At 73.7% G+C, this 16,135-nt stretch carries 16 protein-coding genes; 8 read left to right on the top strand and 8 right to left on the bottom strand.

Annotation, left to right across the window (positions count from 1 at the left end):
- Positions 1–4: 4 nt before the first annotated feature.
- Both J2X49_RS11310 and J2X49_RS11305 read right to left on the bottom strand, forming a co-directional pair.
- Entirely contained in the window at positions 5–220 is a 216-nt protein-coding gene (locus tag J2X49_RS11310; RefSeq protein WP_310126315.1) for an acyl-CoA carboxylase epsilon subunit, read from the bottom strand.
- Positions 217–1,833, bottom strand: coding sequence for an acyl-CoA carboxylase subunit beta (locus J2X49_RS11305; protein ID WP_310126313.1), 1,617 nt, complete (start codon positions 1,831–1,833; stop codon positions 217–219). Before J2X49_RS11305 ends, J2X49_RS11310 begins: the two co-directional genes overlap by 4 nt.
- Before the next feature lie 126 nt (positions 1,834–1,959).
- Here J2X49_RS11305 and J2X49_RS11300 point away from each other — a divergent pair, with 126 nt between their 5' ends.
- Genes J2X49_RS11300 through J2X49_RS11275 form a run of 6 tightly spaced genes read left to right on the top strand, consistent with a single transcriptional unit; the run spans position 1,960 to position 7,565 of the window.
- Positions 1,960–2,685 carry a biotin--[acetyl-CoA-carboxylase] ligase gene (locus J2X49_RS11300; protein WP_310126310.1) on the top strand — a complete coding sequence of 242 codons (726 nt, stop codon included), beginning with the start codon at positions 1,960–1,962 and terminating at the stop codon, positions 2,683–2,685.
- Positions 2,686–2,702: 17 nt separating this feature from the next.
- Positions 2,703–3,185, top strand: coding sequence for a PH domain-containing protein (locus J2X49_RS11295; protein WP_164877084.1), 483 nt, complete (start codon positions 2,703–2,705; stop codon positions 3,183–3,185).
- A gap of 40 nt (positions 3,186–3,225) precedes the next feature.
- Positions 3,226–4,539, top strand: a complete 1,314-nt coding sequence (locus J2X49_RS11290; protein WP_310126305.1) for a UDP-glucose/GDP-mannose dehydrogenase family protein — start codon at positions 3,226–3,228, stop codon at positions 4,537–4,539.
- The gene (locus J2X49_RS11285; RefSeq protein ID WP_310126302.1) at positions 4,536–5,657 is read left to right on the top strand and encodes a 5-(carboxyamino)imidazole ribonucleotide synthase; all 1,122 of its coding nucleotides are present in this window, start codon (positions 4,536–4,538) and stop codon (positions 5,655–5,657) included. The genes J2X49_RS11290 and J2X49_RS11285 overlap by 4 nt, the downstream gene beginning before the upstream one ends.
- A 40-nt stretch (positions 5,658–5,697) precedes the next feature.
- Positions 5,698–6,201 carry a 5-(carboxyamino)imidazole ribonucleotide mutase gene (gene purE / locus J2X49_RS11280; protein ID WP_310126299.1) on the top strand — a complete coding sequence of 168 codons (504 nt, stop codon included), beginning with the start codon at positions 5,698–5,700 and terminating at the stop codon, positions 6,199–6,201.
- Positions 6,198–7,565 (top strand): LCP family protein, encoded by a 1,368-nt coding sequence (locus tag J2X49_RS11275; RefSeq protein WP_310126296.1) that lies wholly within the window; start codon positions 6,198–6,200, stop codon positions 7,563–7,565. The genes purE and J2X49_RS11275 overlap by 4 nt, the downstream gene beginning before the upstream one ends.
- Positions 7,566–7,589: 24 nt before the next feature.
- On the opposite strand, the gene J2X49_RS11270 is transcribed toward J2X49_RS11275, so the two are convergent.
- Together J2X49_RS11270 and J2X49_RS11265 are read right to left on the bottom strand one after the other, a co-directional pair.
- Positions 7,590–8,732, bottom strand: coding sequence for a glycosyltransferase (locus J2X49_RS11270; protein ID WP_310126291.1), 1,143 nt, complete (start codon positions 8,730–8,732; stop codon positions 7,590–7,592).
- Entirely contained in the window at positions 8,729–9,712 is a 984-nt protein-coding gene (locus tag J2X49_RS11265; RefSeq protein WP_310126288.1) for a dTDP-glucose 4,6-dehydratase, read from the bottom strand. The genes J2X49_RS11270 and J2X49_RS11265 overlap by 4 nt, the downstream gene beginning before the upstream one ends.
- 83 nt (positions 9,713–9,795) lie before the next feature.
- Here J2X49_RS11265 and J2X49_RS11260 point away from each other — a divergent pair, with 83 nt between their 5' ends.
- Positions 9,796–10,755, top strand: a complete 960-nt coding sequence (locus tag J2X49_RS11260; protein ID WP_310126286.1) for a hypothetical protein — start codon at positions 9,796–9,798, stop codon at positions 10,753–10,755.
- A gap of 4 nt (positions 10,756–10,759) precedes the next feature.
- Here J2X49_RS11260 and J2X49_RS11255 read toward each other — a convergent pair whose 3' ends face one another.
- Positions 10,760–11,722, bottom strand: a complete 963-nt coding sequence (locus tag J2X49_RS11255) for a glycosyltransferase (RefSeq protein WP_164877083.1) — start codon at positions 11,720–11,722, stop codon at positions 10,760–10,762.
- Between the two features lie 115 nt (positions 11,723–11,837).
- Here J2X49_RS11255 and J2X49_RS11250 point away from each other — a divergent pair, with 115 nt between their 5' ends.
- Positions 11,838–12,914: a glycosyltransferase gene (locus J2X49_RS11250; protein WP_310126283.1), complete on the top strand. Its 1,077-nt coding sequence runs from the start codon at positions 11,838–11,840 to the stop codon at positions 12,912–12,914.
- On the opposite strand, the gene J2X49_RS11245 is transcribed toward J2X49_RS11250, so the two are convergent.
- Genes J2X49_RS11245 through J2X49_RS11235 form a run of 3 tightly spaced genes read right to left on the bottom strand, consistent with a single transcriptional unit; the run spans position 12,843 to position 16,079 of the window.
- A complete protein-coding gene (locus tag J2X49_RS11245) occupies positions 12,843–13,808 on the bottom strand; it encodes a hypothetical protein (protein ID WP_310126280.1) in 966 nt (321 codons plus the stop codon). The two genes, J2X49_RS11250 and J2X49_RS11245, sit on opposite strands and share 72 nt — an antisense overlap.
- A complete protein-coding gene (locus J2X49_RS11240) occupies positions 13,805–14,800 on the bottom strand; it encodes a glycosyltransferase family 2 protein (RefSeq protein WP_246992044.1) in 996 nt (331 codons plus the stop codon). Before J2X49_RS11240 ends, J2X49_RS11245 begins: the two co-directional genes overlap by 4 nt.
- Positions 14,801–14,834: 34 nt before the next feature.
- Positions 14,835–16,079: a CAP domain-containing protein gene (locus J2X49_RS11235; protein WP_310126276.1), complete on the bottom strand. Its 1,245-nt coding sequence runs from the start codon at positions 16,077–16,079 to the stop codon at positions 14,835–14,837.
- Positions 16,080–16,135: the final 56 nt, after the last annotated feature.

Genomic DNA, 16,135 nt, shown 5'->3' with positions numbered 1-16,135 from the left:
GGTCTCAGTCGCGGCGCCAGCGGCGTCCAGACTCCGATCGCTGCTTCGCCTGCCACTCGCTCTCGGTGTCGAGCACGCGGCGATGCTTCGTCTCGGCCCACTCCTCGGCCATGCCCGTGAGCACCGCCTCGACGGCGGCCCGCTCCTCGGGGGAGGGGGAGCCGCCCTCGACGGCCATGATCGGCTCGCCGGCGTCGGCGTCGCCGTGCCGGCCGCTCACAGCGGGATGTTCCCGTGCTTCTTCTCGGGCCGCTGCACGCGCTTCGTGCGCAGCGCGCGGAAGGCGCGCGTGATCATCACGCGCGTCTCGGCCGGCTCGATGATGCCGTCGAGCTCGCCGCGCTCGGCGGCGAGGAAGGGGGATGCGACGTTGTAGGTGTACTCGTTGGCGAGCCGGGTGCGCACCTCGTGCACGTCGTGCCCGTCGGCCTCCGCCTGCTTGATCTCGTTGCGGTAGAGGATGTTGACGGCGCCCTGCCCGCCCATGACCGCGATCTCGGCCGACGGCCAGGCGATGTTGATGTCGGCGCCGAGCTGCTTCGAGCCCATGACGATGTACGCGCCGCCGTAGGCCTTGCGGGTGATGACGGTCACCATCGGCACGGTCGCCTCGGCGTAGGCGTAGAGCAGCTTCGCGCCGCGGCGGATGACGCCCGACCACTCCTGGTCGGTGCCGGGCAGGTAGCCGGGCACGTCGACGACGGTGAGGATCGGGATCGAGAACGCGTCGCAGAAGCGCACGAACCGCGCGGCCTTCTCGCCCGCCTCGATGTTGAGCGTGCCGGCCATCTGCTTCGGCTGGTTCGCGATCACGCCGATCGTGCGGCCCTCGAGCCGGCCGAAGCCGATGACGATGTTGGGCGCGTAGAGCGGCTGCACCTCGAGGAACTCGCGGTCGTCCATGAGCGTCTCGATGATGGTCAGCACGTCGTACGGCTGGTTCGGCGAGTCGGGGATGACCGTGTTGAGCCGGCGGTCGGCGTCGTTCACGACGCGCTCGGCGGTGTGGTCGTAGACCGGCACCTCCGACTGGTTGTTGTCGGGCAGGTAGGCGAGGAGCGCGCGCACGTAGTCGAGCGCGTCGTCCTCGTCGGCGGCGAGGTAGTGGCTCACGCCCGAGACGGTGTTGTGGGTGCGGCCGCCGCCGAGGTCCTCGAAGCCGACCTCCTCGCCCGTGACGGTCTTGATGACGTCGGGGCCGGTGACGAACATGTGGCTCGTTTTGTCGACCATGACGACGAAGTCGGTGAGCGCAGGGGAGTACACGGCGCCGCCGGCAGCCGGGCCCATCACGATCGAGATCTGCGGGATGACGCCGGAGGCGGCGGTGTTGCGCTTGAAGATCTCGCCGTACTTGCCGAGCGCGACCACGCCCTCCTGGATGCGCGCGCCGCCCGAGTCGAGCATGCCGACGATGGGGACGCCCACCTTCATCGCGTAGTCCTGGATCTTGATGATCTTCTCGCCGGCCACCTCGCCGAGCGAGCCGCCGAAGGTCGTGAAGTCCTGTGCGTAGACGGCCACGCGACGCCCGTGCACGGTGCCGATGCCCGTCACCACGGCGTCGCCGTAGGGGCGGTTGCCGTCCATGCCGAACGCGGTCGTGCGGTGGCGCACGTACGCGTCGAACTCGACGAACGAGCCCTTGTCGACGAACTGCTCGACGCGCTCGCGCGCGGTCTTCTTGCCCTTCGCGCCCTGGCGCTCGCGAGCCCGCGACTCCTTGTCGGTCACCGCCTCGCGGTGGCGGTCGCGCAGGTCGTCGATGCGCGCGGCGGTCGTGGAACGGGGTGCGGCTGCCCCAGCCACGTCGGGCACGGTCTCGTCGATCACGGATGCCACTCTAGAGGGCACCCCATGCGGCGCCTTTGTGGGGTCCCACAGCGTCTCGGCCGGATCCGGTGGCGATCCCCTCCATCCGCCCGCCCGCGGCCCGCGCAGCGCGCCTAGGCTGGGGGCATGCTCTTCCCAGGCGCGTCCCGCGCCGGCACCGTCGTCGAGCTCGGCACGGTCGGCTCCACCTTCGACGCCGTCGACGACCGCGCGGCGCACCTCACGGCCTGGGCGACGCTCGACCAGCGCGCCGGCCGCGGCCGGCTGGGCCGCGAGTGGGTCGCGCCCGCCGGCAAGTGCCTCGCCGCGACGGTGCTCGTGCGCACGAAGGGCCTCCGCGAGGATGCGGTGGCCTGGCTGCCGCTCGCGGCCGGGCTCGCGCTCGCCGACGCGCTCGACCCGCTCGTGGCCGACCGCGCCTCGATCAAGTGGCCGAACGACGTGCTCGTCGACGACCGGAAGGTCGCCGGCATCCTCTGCGAGCGCCGCGCGACCGGCGTCGCGGTGGGCTTCGGCGTGAACCTCACCCTCACCGCCGACGAGCTGCCGACCGACCAGGCGACGTCGCTCACGCTCGAGGGCGCCGAGGGCACCGCCCCGGTGCTCGCCGACGCCATCCTCTGGCACGTGATGCGGTCGCTCGACGCGCTGCTGCCCGCCCTCGGCACCGAGGGGCTGCGCGCGGCCGTCGCCGCCGACCTGTCGACGATCGGCCGGCACGTGCGGGTGTCGCTGCCCGACGGGGAGCTCACCGGCACCGCCGTCGGCCTCGGGCCGGGCGGCGAGCTGCAGGTCGAGACCGAGGACGGAATCGTCGACGTGCGGGCCGGTGACGTCGTGCACGTGCGCTGATGCGAGAGAATCGTCGGGTGCCAGCCGGCGAGGAGCGAGTCATCGCGCGCATGCGACCGCATGGGCGGGTGCTCGTCGTGCCCGTGCTCGTGCTCTGGGCGTGCGCGGGCCTCGTGGCGCTGCTGCTCGACCGGGTCGACTGGCCGCTCTGGAACGTCGCGGTGCTCACGGTCGCCGGCATCGTCGTCGCGGTGCTCACCGTCGTGCCCACGCTCGCCTGGCTCTCGCGCGGGTTCACCTTCACGACCGAGCGGGTGATCATCCGCACCGGCTTCGGCGGCACGCGTCGCGAGACGATGCTCTCGCGCGTCCACGACGTGACCGTGCGGCGCCGCGGCCTGCAGGCCCTGTTCGGTGCCGGCGATGTGCTGCTGTCGACCGGCGGCGACCGCGCCGTGATCCTCTCCGACGTGCCGAGCGCCTCCCTCGTGCAGCGCATGCTGTCCGAGCTGCTCGGCGCCCGCGGCGTCGTCGCCCCCGACGTCGTCGACGTCGCCTGACCCATCCGCGCCCCCGGCGCCCACCCCTCGAGGAGCTCCCATGAAGATCGCCGTCATCGGCTGCGGCTACCTGGGCGCGGTGCACGCCGCGGCCATGGCCTCGCTCGGCTACGAGACGATCGGCGTCGACGTCGACGAGGCGAAGGTCGAGCGCCTGCGCCGGGGCGAGCCGCCCTTCTTCGAGCCGGGGCTGCCCGAGCTGCTGCGCGCGGGCGTCGACGCGGGCACGCTGCGCTTCACGACGGATGTCGCCGAGGCGGCCGGGAGCGACGTCGTCTTCGTCGCGGTCGGCACACCGCAGCGCGCGGGCTCCGACGCCGCCGACCTCACCTACGTCGACGCGGCGGTCGAGTCGCTGCTGCCGCACCTCGCGGCGGGCACGCTCGTGGCGGGCAAGTCGACCGTGCCCGTGGGCACCGCGCAGCGGCTCGCGGACCTGATCGCCCCGACGGGCGCGACGCTCGCCTGGAACCCGGAGTTCCTGCGCGAGGGCTTCGCGGTCGAGGACACCCTCGCCCCCGATCGGCTCGTCTACGGCGTCGCCGACGGCGACGACGCCGCGGTCGCCGCGCTCGACGCCGTCTACGCCCGCATCCTCGAGCGCGGCACCGACCGGCTCGTCGTCAACTACGCCACCGCAGAGCTCGTGAAGGTGAGCGCGAACGCGTTCCTCGCCACGAAGATCTCGTTCATCAACGCCATGGCCGAGCTCTCGGAGTCGGTGGGCGCCGACGTCACGCAGCTCGCCGACGCGATCGGCCTCGACGCGCGCATCGGCCGACGCTTCCTCAACGCCGGCCTGGGCTTCGGCGGCGGCTGCCTGCCGAAGGACATCCGCGCCTTCCAGGCGCGCGCCGACGAGCTCGGCCACGGCGAGACCCTCGGCTTCCTGCGCGAGGTCGACCGGATCAACCTGCGCCGCCGCGACCGCATGGTCGCGCTCATCGAGCGCGAGCTCGAGCGGGTCGGCGGCGACCGCGTCGCGATGCTGGGCCTCGCGTTCAAGCCCAACAGCGACGACGTGCGCGACTCGCCCGCGCTCGACGTGTCGCGCCGCCTGCAGGAGGGCGGCCGCGTGGTGAAGGCCTACGATCCCGAGGCGCGCGAGACGGCGCTGCGGGTCGTGCCCGGGCTCGAGATCGTCGCGTCGGTGGCGGATGCGGTGCGCGGTGCCGACGTGCTGGCGCTCGGCACCGAGTGGCAGGAGTTCCGCGACCTCGACCCGGCCGCGCTCGCCGGCATGACCGACGCGCGCGTCGTCGTCGACGGCCGCAACGCGCTCGACGCGGCGGCCTGGTCGGCCGCGGGCTTCCGGGTGATCGGCCTCGGCCGGCCTGAGGTGGCGGCAGCATGATCGTCGGCGTGGTGGGCGGCGGCCAGCTGGCCCGGATGATGATCCCCGCGGCGGTCGAGCTCGGCATCGAGCTGCGCGTGCTCGCCGAGGGCGAGGGCATGTCGGCGGCGCTCGCGGCGACCGCCGTGGGCGACTACCGCGACGCCGGCACCGTGCTCGCCTTCGCCGAGGGCGTCGACGTCGTCACCTTCGACCACGAGCACGTGCCGCAGGCGGTGCTCCAGCGGCTCGTCGACGCCGGCCACGCCGTGCACCCCGGGCCGCACGCGCTGCGCTTCGCGCAGGACAAGCGCGAGATGCGCGCGCGCATGGCCGAGATCGGGGCGCCGCAGCCCGACTGGGCGCCCGTGGATGCGCCGGAGGACCTCGAGCGGTTCCTGGCCGACCACGGCGGCGTCGGCGTCGTGAAGACCGCCACCGGCGGCTACGACGGCAAGGGCGTGCGGGTCGTGCGCGACGCGGCCGAGGCCGCCGACTGGCTCGAGGGCGCCGCGGCCGGGGGGCCGCGCCTGCTCGTCGAGGAGCTCGTGCCGTTCACGCGCGAGCTCGCGCAGCTCGTCGCGCGCCGGCCCTCGGGCGAGACCGTCGTCTGGCCGCTCGTGCAGACCGTGCAGCGCGACTCGATCTGCGCCGAGGTGCTCGCGCCCGCCCCGCACGCCGCGAACATCCAGCCCCTCGTCGACGACGTGGCCCGCACCATCGCCGAGCAGCTCGACGTGACGGGCGTGCTCGCGGTCGAGCTGTTCGAGACCGCCGACGCCCGCGTGCTCGTCAACGAGCTCGCGATGCGCCCCCACAACTCCGGCCACTGGACGATCGACGGCTCGATCACGAGCCAGTTCGAGCAGCACCTGCGCGCCGTGCTCGACCTGCCGCTCGGCTCGACCGCGATCCTCGCGCCCGCGAGCGTGATGGTGAACGTCATCGGCGGGCCCGCGTCGGGCTCGATGGCCGACCGCTACGCGGCCGCCCTCCGGTCGCACCCCGACGTGAAGGTGCACTCCTACGCGAAGTCGGCGCGCCCGGGCCGCAAGGTCGGGCACGTGACCGCGATCGGCGACGAGATCGACGAGGTCGCCTACCGGGCGCGCGCCGCGGCCGCGCACTTCGATGCCTGAGGGTCACGGCGCGGCCGCGACCCCGCGTACCCTGGACGGCATGCCTGCGCAGGTCAGCATCATCATGGGCTCCGACTCCGACTGGCGGGTCATGGAGGCGGCGAAGGCCGTGCTCGACGAGCTCGGCGTCGCCGCCGAGGTCGACGTCGTCTCGGCGCACCGCACCCCGCAGAAGATGGTCGACTTCGCGCGCGGAGCCGCCGATCGCGGCGTGCGCGTGATCATCGCGGGCGCCGGCGGCGCGGCCCACCTGCCGGGCATGGTCGCGTCGATGACGCGGCTGCCGGTGATCGGCGTGCCGGTGCCCCTCGAGCGCCTCGACGGGCTCGACAGCCTGCTCTCGATCGTGCAGATGCCCGCGGGCATCCCGGTCGCGACCGTCTCGATCGGCGGGGCCCGCAACGCGGGCATCCTCGCCGCGCGCATCCTCGGCACGACCGACGCCGAGCTCGCGGCGCGCCTCGACGCCTTCGCCGCCGACCTCGAGTCGCAGGTCGACGCGAAGGCCCGGGCGCTGCGCGACCGCGTGGACGCGGGCGCATGACGCTGCTGGAGACCGGCACCCCGCTCCGCCACCCCGACAGCCGCCGCCCCGACGTGATGCAGCGACGCGGCTGGTGGCTCGTGCTGCTCGGGCTCCTGCTGCCCGGCAGCGCCCAGGTGCTCGCGGGCGACCGCAGGCTCGGCCGCGTCGGCATCGTCGCGACCCTCGCGCTGCTCGCGCTCGCGGCCCTCGCGCTCCTGCTGTGGTTCGCGTGGCGCAGCGCGCTGCTGACGGTCGTCGGCAACTCGATCGGCCTGCTCGTGGTCGAGGTGCTGCTCATCGCCTACGCCGTGCTGTGGCTCGTGCTCGGGCTCGACACGCTGCGGCTGGCACGGCTGCCCAAGGTGGCCGGGCGCGCCCGCGCCGGCATCGCGATCGTCTCGATCCTCGCGACCGTCGCGCCCGCGGCGCTCGCAGGCTACGGGGCGACGATCGTCGATGCCACGCGCGGCCTCGTCGGCGACGTCTTCGACTTCGCGCGCCCCGCGGTCGAGCCGATCGACGGCCGCTACACGTTCCTGCTGCTCGGCGGCGACGCGGGCGAGGACCGCCAGGGCCTGCGCGCCGACTCGATGACCGTCGTCACCGTCAACGCCGAGACGGGCGCGGCGACGATGATCGGCGTGCCGCGCAACCTGCGGAACGCGCCGTTCTCGCCAGGGTCACCGATGTGGGGGCCGTGGCCGGACGGCTTCGACTGCGAGACGAGCGACTGCCTGCTGAACGGCACCTACACGTACGGCGAGGCCAACCCCGAGCTCTACCCCGACGCCGCCGTCAACGGCTCGAGCCCGGGCATCGAGGCGACCCGCGACGCGGTCGAGGGCGTGACGGGCCTCGAGCTGCAGTTCTTCGTGCTCGTCGACATGCGCGGCTTCGAGGACCTCGTCAACGCCCTCGGCGGCCTCGAGATCGAGGTCACGGAGCGCGTGCCGATCGCGATCGAGGGCGAGGTCGTGCGCGACTGGATCGAGCCCGGCCTGCAGACGCTCGACGGCCACGACGCGCTCTGGTACGCGCGCAGCCGCGCCGGCACGAGCGACTACGCGCGCATGGAGCGGCAGCGCCAGGTGCAGGAGGCGCTCATCCGGCAGTTCACGCCGCAGACGCTGCTCACGAAGTACACCGAGCTCGCGAACGCCGGCCAGGACATGGTGCAGTCCGACATCCCGCAGTCGATGATCGGCTCGCTGTCGGAGCTCGCGCTCGAGACCCGGCAGCTGCCGATCACGAACCTCGAGCTCGTGCCCGACTCGGGCGTCAACACCGGCGACCCCGACTTCGAGCAGATCCACGCGATGGTGGCCGCGGCGCTCGCCGAGGCCGACGCGATCGCGCCGCCGACCGAGTCGCCCGCGCCGTAGCGCGGCGGCGGCCCGCGAGCGCCGCTACAGCTCGGCGTGCAGCCGCCACACCTGCAGCGCGGCGGCCTCCCACGTGAACGCGCGGGCGCGGTCCTGCGCGTGCAGCCGCAGGCGCGTGCGCTCCTCCTCGTCGGCGAGCAGGCCCGCAAGCGCGGCCGCGAGCTCGTGCGGGCCGCCCTCGACCGGCACGCTCGCGTCGCCCGCGATCTCGGTGAGCGTGCGCGTCGCCGGATGCACGGTCGGGGTGCCGAGCGCCGCCGCCTCGAGCAGCGTGAGGCCGAGGGCGTCCTGCTCCGCGACGTGCAGGTGCGCGAGCGCGCGCTGGTAGGCGGTCGCGAGCTCTGCGTCGGTCAGCTCGCCCAGCATGACGAGCCGGCCCGGCGCGATGCCCGCCTCGACCGCGAGCGCCGCGAGCGTGGTCTCGCCCCACTGCACCGGCCCCGCCACGACGACCCGCGCATCCGGCATCGCGTCGCTCGCGACGGTCTCGATGAGCCGCTCGGCCTGTCCGCGCGCGCCCGGCGCCGTGATCGCGAGCACGTACTCGGAGGGCAGGGCGAGCCGCGACGCCGCCGCGGCGCCGGCGTCCGCCGCGCGCAGGAGCGAGGCCGCGGGCGCGGGATGCACGACGCGCACGCGGTCGCCCACGTCGGCCAGGAGGGAGAGGTCCTCGGCCACGGCGGTCGAGGGCACCACGATGCCGTCGGCGCGGTGCAGCGCGCGCTTGAGGGCGCGGTCGAACCAGCGCTGCTTGCGCTCCGAGCGGTCCGACATCGACTGCAGGCCGTGCACCGTCACCGTCACCTGGTCGCCCGGGTCGGGCTCGCGCGTGAGCGGCGCCATGAGGCTCGTCGCGTGCACGAGTCCGTGCACGGGGATCGTCGTGATCGTGTGCAGCCACGCCTCGCGCAGCTCGCGGGCGGGCACGGCCGTCTGGCGCAGCTCGGCGAGCCCCGGCAGCGCCTCGCGGATGCGGGCCTCGCGGGCGTCGCTCACGCGCGCCGACAGCGCGCCGACCTCGAGCCCCTCGGGGGCGGTCGCGACGAGCGCGCGGGCCATCTCGGTCGAGTAGCGGCCGACCGACGTGGTCGAGCGCTCGCCGACCTCGTCGAGCACGACCGTCAGGCGGTCGCGCTCGTGCGCCTCGGGCTCCCGCACGTCGCTCACAGGGCCACCCGCTCCTTGAGGGGCTCCCACCACGAGCGGTGCTCGCGGTACCACTGCACGACGTCGGCGAGCCCCTGCTCGAACGGCACCTGCGGGGCGAAGCCGAGCTCGTCGCGCGCCTTCGCGCTCGCGAGCGACGCGCGGCGGTCGTGGCCCCGCTCGTCGGCGGTCGGCTCGACCATCGACCAGTCGCTGCCGGTCGCCTCGACGACGAGCTCGGCGAGCCTGCGGTTCGACACCTCGGCGCCGCCGCCCAGGTGGTAGGTCTCGCCGGGCCTGCCGGCGGTGAGCACGAGCGCGATGCCGCGGCAGTGGTCGTCGACGTGCAGCCAGTCGCGCACGTGCCCGCCGTCGCCGGCGAGCGGTGCGGGGATGCCGTCGAGGAGGTTCGTGATGAGCATCGGGACGAGCTTCTCGGGGAAGTGGTGCGGGCCGAAGCTGCTCGAGAGCCGCGCGATGCGCGCGTCGAGCCCGTGGGTGCGGTGGTAGCTGCGCGCGAGCAGCTCGCCGCCCGCCTTCGACGCGGCGTAGGGCGTGCTCGGGTCGATCGGGGCGTCCTCGCTCCAGGAGCCCTCCTCGATCGAGCCCAGCACCTCGTCGGTCGAGACGTGCACGATGCGGCGCACGCCGTGCCGGAGCGCGGCGTCGAGCAGCCGCTGCGTGCCGACGACGTTCGTCTCGACGAAGACCGACGAGTCGCGCGCCGCCCGGTCGAGGTGGCTCTCGCCGGCGACGTGCACGATCGCGTCGACGCCCGGCAGCAGGCGGTCGAGCAGGCCCGTGTCCCGGATGTCGCCCTGCACGAAGGCGAAGCGCGGGTGCTCGGCGACGGCGGCGAGGTTCGAGAGGGTGCCCGAGTACGTCAGCGCGTCGAGGACGGTGACGGCAGCGCCCTCGAGGCCTGGGAGGCGGTCGGTCAGGGCCATCCGCACGAGGTTCGAGCCGATGAACCCGGCGCCGCCGGTCACGAGGATCTTCACGACGTGGCTGGCCTTCCGGTCGGGGTCGGTGGGTCGAGTCTAGCCGCGGCGGCGCCGGGCGCCCGCCCGCGTAGCCTGGGCGCATGACCAACCCTCGCAGCAGCGCGCCGCGCGAGCGCCTCCGCCACGTCGTCCGCTCGGGTCGCGAGCGGGGAGGGGATGCCGCGCGGCGCGCGCTCGGCCTGCAGTCGGGCCGCGGGTTCTACGACGACCGACCCTCGGCGGCCACGCTCGCCCGCCTGGGGCGCCTGCGCATCCGCAACCTCGCCTCGCGGGCGCCGGTCGTGGGCGACGCGCCCGCGGTCGTGGTGATGACGACGACCGCGGCGCGCATCCGCTCCGTCTGGGTGGCGATCGAGTCGATCGGCGAGGGCGCCGAGCGGCCGAGGCGGCTCATCCTGTGGCTCGACGACCCCTCGCTCGCCGAGCTGCCCACGTCGCTCGGCCGTCTGGAGCGGCGGGGCCTCGAGGTGCGCCGGGTCGACCCGGGGCTGCGCGTGCACACGAAGTGGTGGCCGTACGTGAGCGGCACCCCGGCGCACGAGCTGCCGATGGTGACGAGCGACGACGACCAGCTCTACCCGCGCGACTGGCTGTGCCGGCTGCTCGAGGTGGCGCGCGCCCACCCGGGCGCGGTCGTCGCGCACCGCGCCCACCGCGTGGCGCTCGGCGTCGAGGGCCTCGCGCCCTACACGTCGTGGACGCCCGCGCACAGCACGGCGCCGAGCTTCGGCAGCTTCGGCACCTCGGTGTCGGGCCAGCTGTTCCCGGCCCCGCTGCTCGAGGAGCTGCGCGCGGCGGGCACCCGATTCCTCGAGGCGGCGCCGGAGGCCGACGACGTGTGGCTGTACGCGCAGGCGGTGCGGGCCGGCCGCCGGATCGTGCAGACGAGCGCGGAGCCGGCGAACTACCCGTTCGTGCCCGGCTCGCAGGTGAGCGGCCTCTACCTGCAGAACGTGCTGCACGCGGGCAACGACCGGCAGCTCGCGGCCTCGCTCGGCCCCGCCGAGCTCGAGCGCATCGCCAGCGACCTCAGGGGCTGACCCGCTACCAGAAGCCCAGCACGAGGGCGATGCGCAGCAGGCGCCGCTCCGTCGCCTCGCGCCGCAGCTCGGGGGCGAGGCGGTGCAGCGCCATGCGCGAGCCGAGGTCGGTGCCGTCGAACAGCGGCGCGATCCGCTCGAGCCGCGGGCGCTGCGCGTCGTCGGCGACCGAGGCGCTCAGCCGCGCGACCGCGCCGCACTGCTGCCGGTACTCGCCCGAGGCGAGCCGGCGGAACCGCACCGCGGCCTGCGCGAGCCCGGTGTTCGCGCCGGTCGCGTTGGCGTCATGCTGGCGGTAGTCGAGCGTCGGCTCGGCGTCGATGTGCCAGCGCCCGCCGCTCGCGCGCACGATCGCGTAGGCGAGCCAGTCGTGCGGCACGGCGCTGTCGTCGATGCGCGCGCTGCCGTGCGGCGGCTGCCGGATGGCGTCGCGGATCGCGGCGAACGCCTCGGCGTCGATGAGGAACGTGCAGCCGGGGCCCGCCGACTCGAGCAGGAAGTCGAGCGGGGTCTGCGGCTGCGCCTTGTCGATGAGCTCGGTGCGACGGCTGCCGTCCTCCTTCTCCCAGAAGGCGACCACGTTCGACGAGACCGCGTCGACGTCGAGCCGCTCGAGCAGGGCCAGCTGCCGCGAGAGCTTGTCGTCGTGCCAGACGTCGTCCTGGTCGGCGAGCGCGACCGCGACCGCGCCGTCGACGTCGGCCTCGCGCATGAGGCGCAGGAAGTTGGCCTGCGGGGTGCCGAAGCTCCCAGGCGCCAGCACCGTGACGCGCTCGTCCGCGGCGAGCCGCTCGAGCAGCAACGGGGTGCCGTCGGTCGAGGCGTCGTCCGAGACGACCAGCCGCACGCGCACGTCGCGCTGCCCGAGGATCGAGCGGGCCTGCTCCTCGACGAAGGCGGCGCCGTCATGGGTGGCCATGAGCACCGCGACGAGCGGTGCGGCCGTCGCGTCCGGTGGTGTGGTCACGAATCGCCCGCCTCTCTCCGCGCCAGCCTCTGAGCCTAGCGCCGATCCTCGGCTAGCCTGACCCGAGCCCGCCTGCATCCGGCAGCGCCCGGGCGACGCATCGGGAGGGGGGCGCGTGCGCCGGATCGCCGTGGTGACCTGCTACCGCCAGCCCGACTACGTGCGCGCGATCACGCTCCGCACCGCGGTCGCCGACCTCGGCGACGAGGCGATCGTCGTCAAGAACCGCTCCCGCGGCGTGCGTCGCTACGCCGAGGTCGCGGGCGAGCTGTGGCGGATGCGCCGGGACCGGCCGGACGCCTACCTCGTCACGTTCCGCGCGTTCGAGGTCGTGCCGCTCGTGCTCGCGCTCGCCGGCGGCCGCCCGGTCGTGTACGACGAGTTCATCAACCCCGTCGAGTGGTTCGTCGAGGAGCACCGGCGCCTGCGCCCGGGCTCCCTGCCCGCGCGCGCCCTGCGCGGCGCGTTCCGCGCCATGATGCGGCGCTGCGCGGTGGTGCTCGCCGACACCGCGTCGCACGCCGACCACGCCGCAGAGCTCATGGACCTGCCGCGCGAGCTGTGGAAGGTGGTGCCCGTCGGCACCGACGAGGCCACCTTCCGCCCGGCGCCGCGGCAGCCCGGCACGCCGTTCCGGGTGCTCTACTACGGCTCGATGCTGCCCCTGCACGGACTCGACGTGCTGCTCGAGGCGGCGGTGCTGCTCGCCGGCCGCGACGACATCGCGGTCGACGTGGTCGGCGGCACCGACGACGACCGCGCCCGCGTCGACGCCGCCGTCTCGCGCGGCGCGCGGGTGCGCTACCGCAGCTGGGTGCCGTACGAGGAGCTGCCCGCCCTCTTCGCCGAGACGGGGCTCGCGATCGGCGGGCCGCTCGGCGACACCGTGCAGAGCCGGTACGTCATCACCGGCAAGACCTACCAGTTCCTCGCCTCCGGCGTGCCGACCCTCGTGGGCGCGAACCTCGAGAGCAGTGCGTTCACCGACCGCTCCGACGCGCTCGTGGTGCCGCAGGGCGACCCGATCGCCGTGGCCGAGGCGGCGCGCTGGGCCGCCGACCACCCGCACGAGCTGGCCGAGGTCGGCCGCCGCGGGCGCGAGCTCTACGAGCGAGCGTTCTCACGCCCTCGCATCGCCGAGGCCCTCGGCGCCGCCCTCGCGGGCATCCGCGTCGCCGCCGGCCGGCGCTGAGAACATCGCCCGCAGGTTCAGCAGGCTCGACAGCACGAACAGCGCGCCGAGGAACAGCACGTAGAACGCGCGGTCGACGATGCCCGCCGCGATGATCGCGTCGAGGCCCACGCCGTGCAGCGACTGCGCGAAGCCGAGGAACGCCTCGCGGAAGCCGATCGCGCCGGGCGTGATCGAGACGAAGAGCGACAGGTTGGCGGATGCGCTGTACACGAGCGACTGCAGCACGTCCGCGCCGGGGCCGGAGACCGCGTTGAGCTCGACGAAGTACACCGCGGCCATGAGCAGCGCCTGCACGGCCGTGACGGCGGCGATCGCGGCGGTCACGATGCGGCGCCCCGCGCCCGACCGCCACGCGACCACTGCGACGAGCACGACGGTCGTGGCGAGGCCGAGCGCGGCGAGCCAGGGGAGCGTGCGGGCGAACAGCAGCGACACGTTCACGGCGCCGAACGCGAGGTAGTACACGAGCGTCGCGAGCGTGAAGTCGCGCAGGCGCACGCCCACCTTCGCCTTCAGGTAGGCGGCGCGCACCCCTGGCCCGCTCTGCAGCGGCCCGAAGAAGTTGGCGACGGTCGAGTAGACCGTCAGCAGCAGTCCCTCGCGGATGCCGATGCGCGCCTGGCACCAGCGCACGGTCAGCAGCAGGATCGCCCAGTGCGTCGCCACGATGAGCACGTAGAGCCCCGTGAGCCAGCCGAGCGCGGCCGGACCGACCGCGAGCACCTGGCCGACGATCTCGGGCCGCACCGCGACGTAGACGGCGATGAAGACCGCGACGAGCACGAGCACGGCGATCGCGAGCGCCCGCTTGTGGCGCCGCACCCACCGTAGCGGCGCGCTCGATCCGATCGCCGCGAGCCGCTCCCTCGCCCGGGCGAGGCCCTCGTTCACGCTGCGGTCGTGTCGTGCTCGGGCTTCGCGGGGAGCGTGACCCAGTTGCGCGTGTGGCCGTAGCGGTCGAGCTTGTCGAGCTCGAGGGAGTCCTCCTGCAGCGATCTCGTGATGCGCGTGAGGTCGGCGATCGCCCCCATCGCGAACGACAGCAGCGCTCCGACGAACAGCAGCACGCCGAGCAGCAGCGACTGCACGTAGCTGCCGGGCGCCTGCATCCAGACGAGCACGAGGTAGCGGATGAACGGCACCGCGCCCGCCACGGTGAAGAGCACGCCGAGCGTCGCGAAGAACACGTACGGCTTGTACATGAAGTAGGCCCGCAGGATCGCGAGGCCCGACTCGCGCATGTGCTGCCAGATGTTCTTGAACAGCCGCGACTCGCGCGTCTTGGGGTTGGTGCGCACCGGGATGGAGGTGATCGCGAGCCGCTTGTTGCCGGCCTGGATGATCGTCTCCATGCAGTAGCTGAAGCGCGTGACGATGTTGAGGCGGATGAGCGAGTACTTCGAGTACGCGCGGAAGCCGCTCGCCGCGTCGGGCAGGTCGGTGCCCGCCGCCTGGTTCACGACCCAGCTGCCGAAGCGCTGCATCGCCTTCTTGAAGGGGGAGAAGTGCTCGATCGTGTGCGTCTGCCGGTCGGCGACCACGATCTCGGCCTCGCCGCGGATGACGGGCTGCACGAGCTCGCCGATCATCTCCTGCGGGTACTGGTTGTCGCCGTCGGTGTTGACGACGATGTCGGCGCCGTGCGAGAGCGCGTACTCGATGCCGTCGTGGAACGAGCGGGCGAGGCCCATGTTGCGGCGGTGGCGCACGAAGTGGCGCACGCCGTGCTCACGGGCGACCTCGACCGTGCGGTCGGTGGAGCCGTCGTCGATCACCAGGATGTGGATCTCGTCGATCCCCGGGATCTCCTTCGGGATCGTCTCGAGCACCATCGGGAGCGTCTGCTCCTCGTTCAGGCACGGGATCTGGATGAACAGCTTCATGGGCCCCCTTCGCAGGGAGAGCCTAGCCGCGCGACTACTTCTGGCCGAAGTCGAGCACGTAGTACCAGTGCCCGTCGCTGCTCGGGGCGACACCGACGCCGATGAGCGTGCGGCTGCTCGTCATGAGGTTGTTGTAGTGGCCGGTGGAGGCGAGCCAGCGCTCCATGATCCGCTCCTCGTCGGGAGTCGGGACGCGGTCGCGGGCGACGTTCTCGCCCCAGCTGCGCATGCTGCACGCGCGCATGTCGGCGGTGAGGTCGGGGTTGTGCGCCGAGCCGGTCGTCCTGAGCCACGCCATCGACTCCGCCCAGTGCTGGGCGACCTCGTCGAGGCACGGGTCGAGCCGCAGCGCCGGCAGGTCGCGCTCGGCGCGCTCGGCGTTGACGAGCACGAGCATGTCGGCGCGGGCCGTCTCCATCGTCTGGCACACCGCGGGGTCGACCTGGTTCGCGCCGGTCCCGGTGCAGTTCACCGGGTCGGCGGGCACGGGCGGGGGAGCGGCCACGCGGCGCACGCCGAGGGTGTCGGCGCCGTCGCCGTTCCAGTCGCCCGAGAAGGCGACGTCGTCGACGCGGCCGTAGACGACCGTGACGTCGGCCTCGCCGGGCCGGATGTGGTTGGCGATGAAGTACGTCGCGTCGCGGCGCACGGCGAAGGAGTCGGTGCGGTTGCCGTCCCAGTCGCCGACGAGCACGTCGTCGTCCTCGCGGCCGTACTGCACGATGACGTCGGCCGGGCCGCTCGTCATCGTGTTGCGCACGTGGTACTGCGCCCCGCGGCGGACCGCGAAGGTGTCGGTGCGGGTGCCGTCCCAGTCGCCGACGAGCACCGTGTCGCCCGAGCGGCCGTAGGCGACGACGGCGTCGGCGCTGCCGTCGGAGAGCGAGTTGCGGATGTGGAAGATGGTGTCCCGGCGCACGGCGAGCGTGTCGACGCCGTCGCCGTCCCAGTCGCCGACGAGCACCTGGTCGTCGGAGCGGCCGTAGGTGAAGGTCTGCTGCGGGGCGACGGATGCGTTGGCGTTCGAGAGCGAGAAGGTCGCGCCCCGGCGATGCATGGGCGTGTCGACGCCGTCGCCGTCCCAGTCGCCGAAGTACACCTGGTCGGTCGCGAGCCCGAACGAGAACTGGATGTTCGCGGTCGTCGTGAACTGGTCGTTGAGGTAGTAGGCGTTGCCGGAGCCGCCGACCTCGAGCCCCTGCGCCTCGGCGCGCTCTGCGCCGCCCTGCGCGACGCCGAGCGTCGCCATCAGTGCGAGCGCGGCCGCGGCCGCCGTCATCCTGCGCATCGTGCACCGTCTCTGTCGTGACCAGCAAACGGGTGCGATCCTCCCAG

The organism is Agrococcus sp. BE272 (assembly GCF_031457935.1).
Classification (GTDB): Bacteria; Actinomycetota; Actinomycetes; order Actinomycetales; family Microbacteriaceae; genus Agrococcus; species Agrococcus sediminis.
Note: the sequence above shows the minus strand (reverse complement) of the source record. Positions and strands in the feature narration are given on the sequence as shown.

What these genes read in the sequence shown, in the direction of transcription:
- J2X49_RS11300 (WP_310126310.1), top strand. Translation starts at nt 1,960, where the DNA reads ATGCTCTTCCCAGGCGCGTCCCGCGCCGGCACCGTCGTCGAGCTCGGC.
- J2X49_RS11260 (WP_310126286.1), top strand. Translation starts at nt 9,796, where the DNA reads ATGACCAACCCTCGCAGCAGCGCGCCGCGCGAGCGCCTCCGCCACGTC.
- J2X49_RS11235 (WP_310126276.1), bottom strand. Translation starts at nt 16,079, where the DNA reads ATGACGGCGGCCGCGGCCGCGCTCGCACTGATGGCGACGCTCGGCGTC.
- J2X49_RS11275 (WP_310126296.1), top strand. Translation starts at nt 6,198, where the DNA reads ATGACGCTGCTGGAGACCGGCACCCCGCTCCGCCACCCCGACAGCCGC.
- J2X49_RS11240 (WP_246992044.1), bottom strand. Translation starts at nt 14,800, where the DNA reads ATGAAGCTGTTCATCCAGATCCCGTGCCTGAACGAGGAGCAGACGCTC.
- J2X49_RS11290 (WP_310126305.1), top strand. Translation starts at nt 3,226, where the DNA reads ATGAAGATCGCCGTCATCGGCTGCGGCTACCTGGGCGCGGTGCACGCC.
- J2X49_RS11285 (WP_310126302.1), top strand. Translation starts at nt 4,536, where the DNA reads ATGATCGTCGGCGTGGTGGGCGGCGGCCAGCTGGCCCGGATGATGATC.
- purE (WP_310126299.1), top strand. Translation starts at nt 5,698, where the DNA reads ATGCCTGCGCAGGTCAGCATCATCATGGGCTCCGACTCCGACTGGCGG.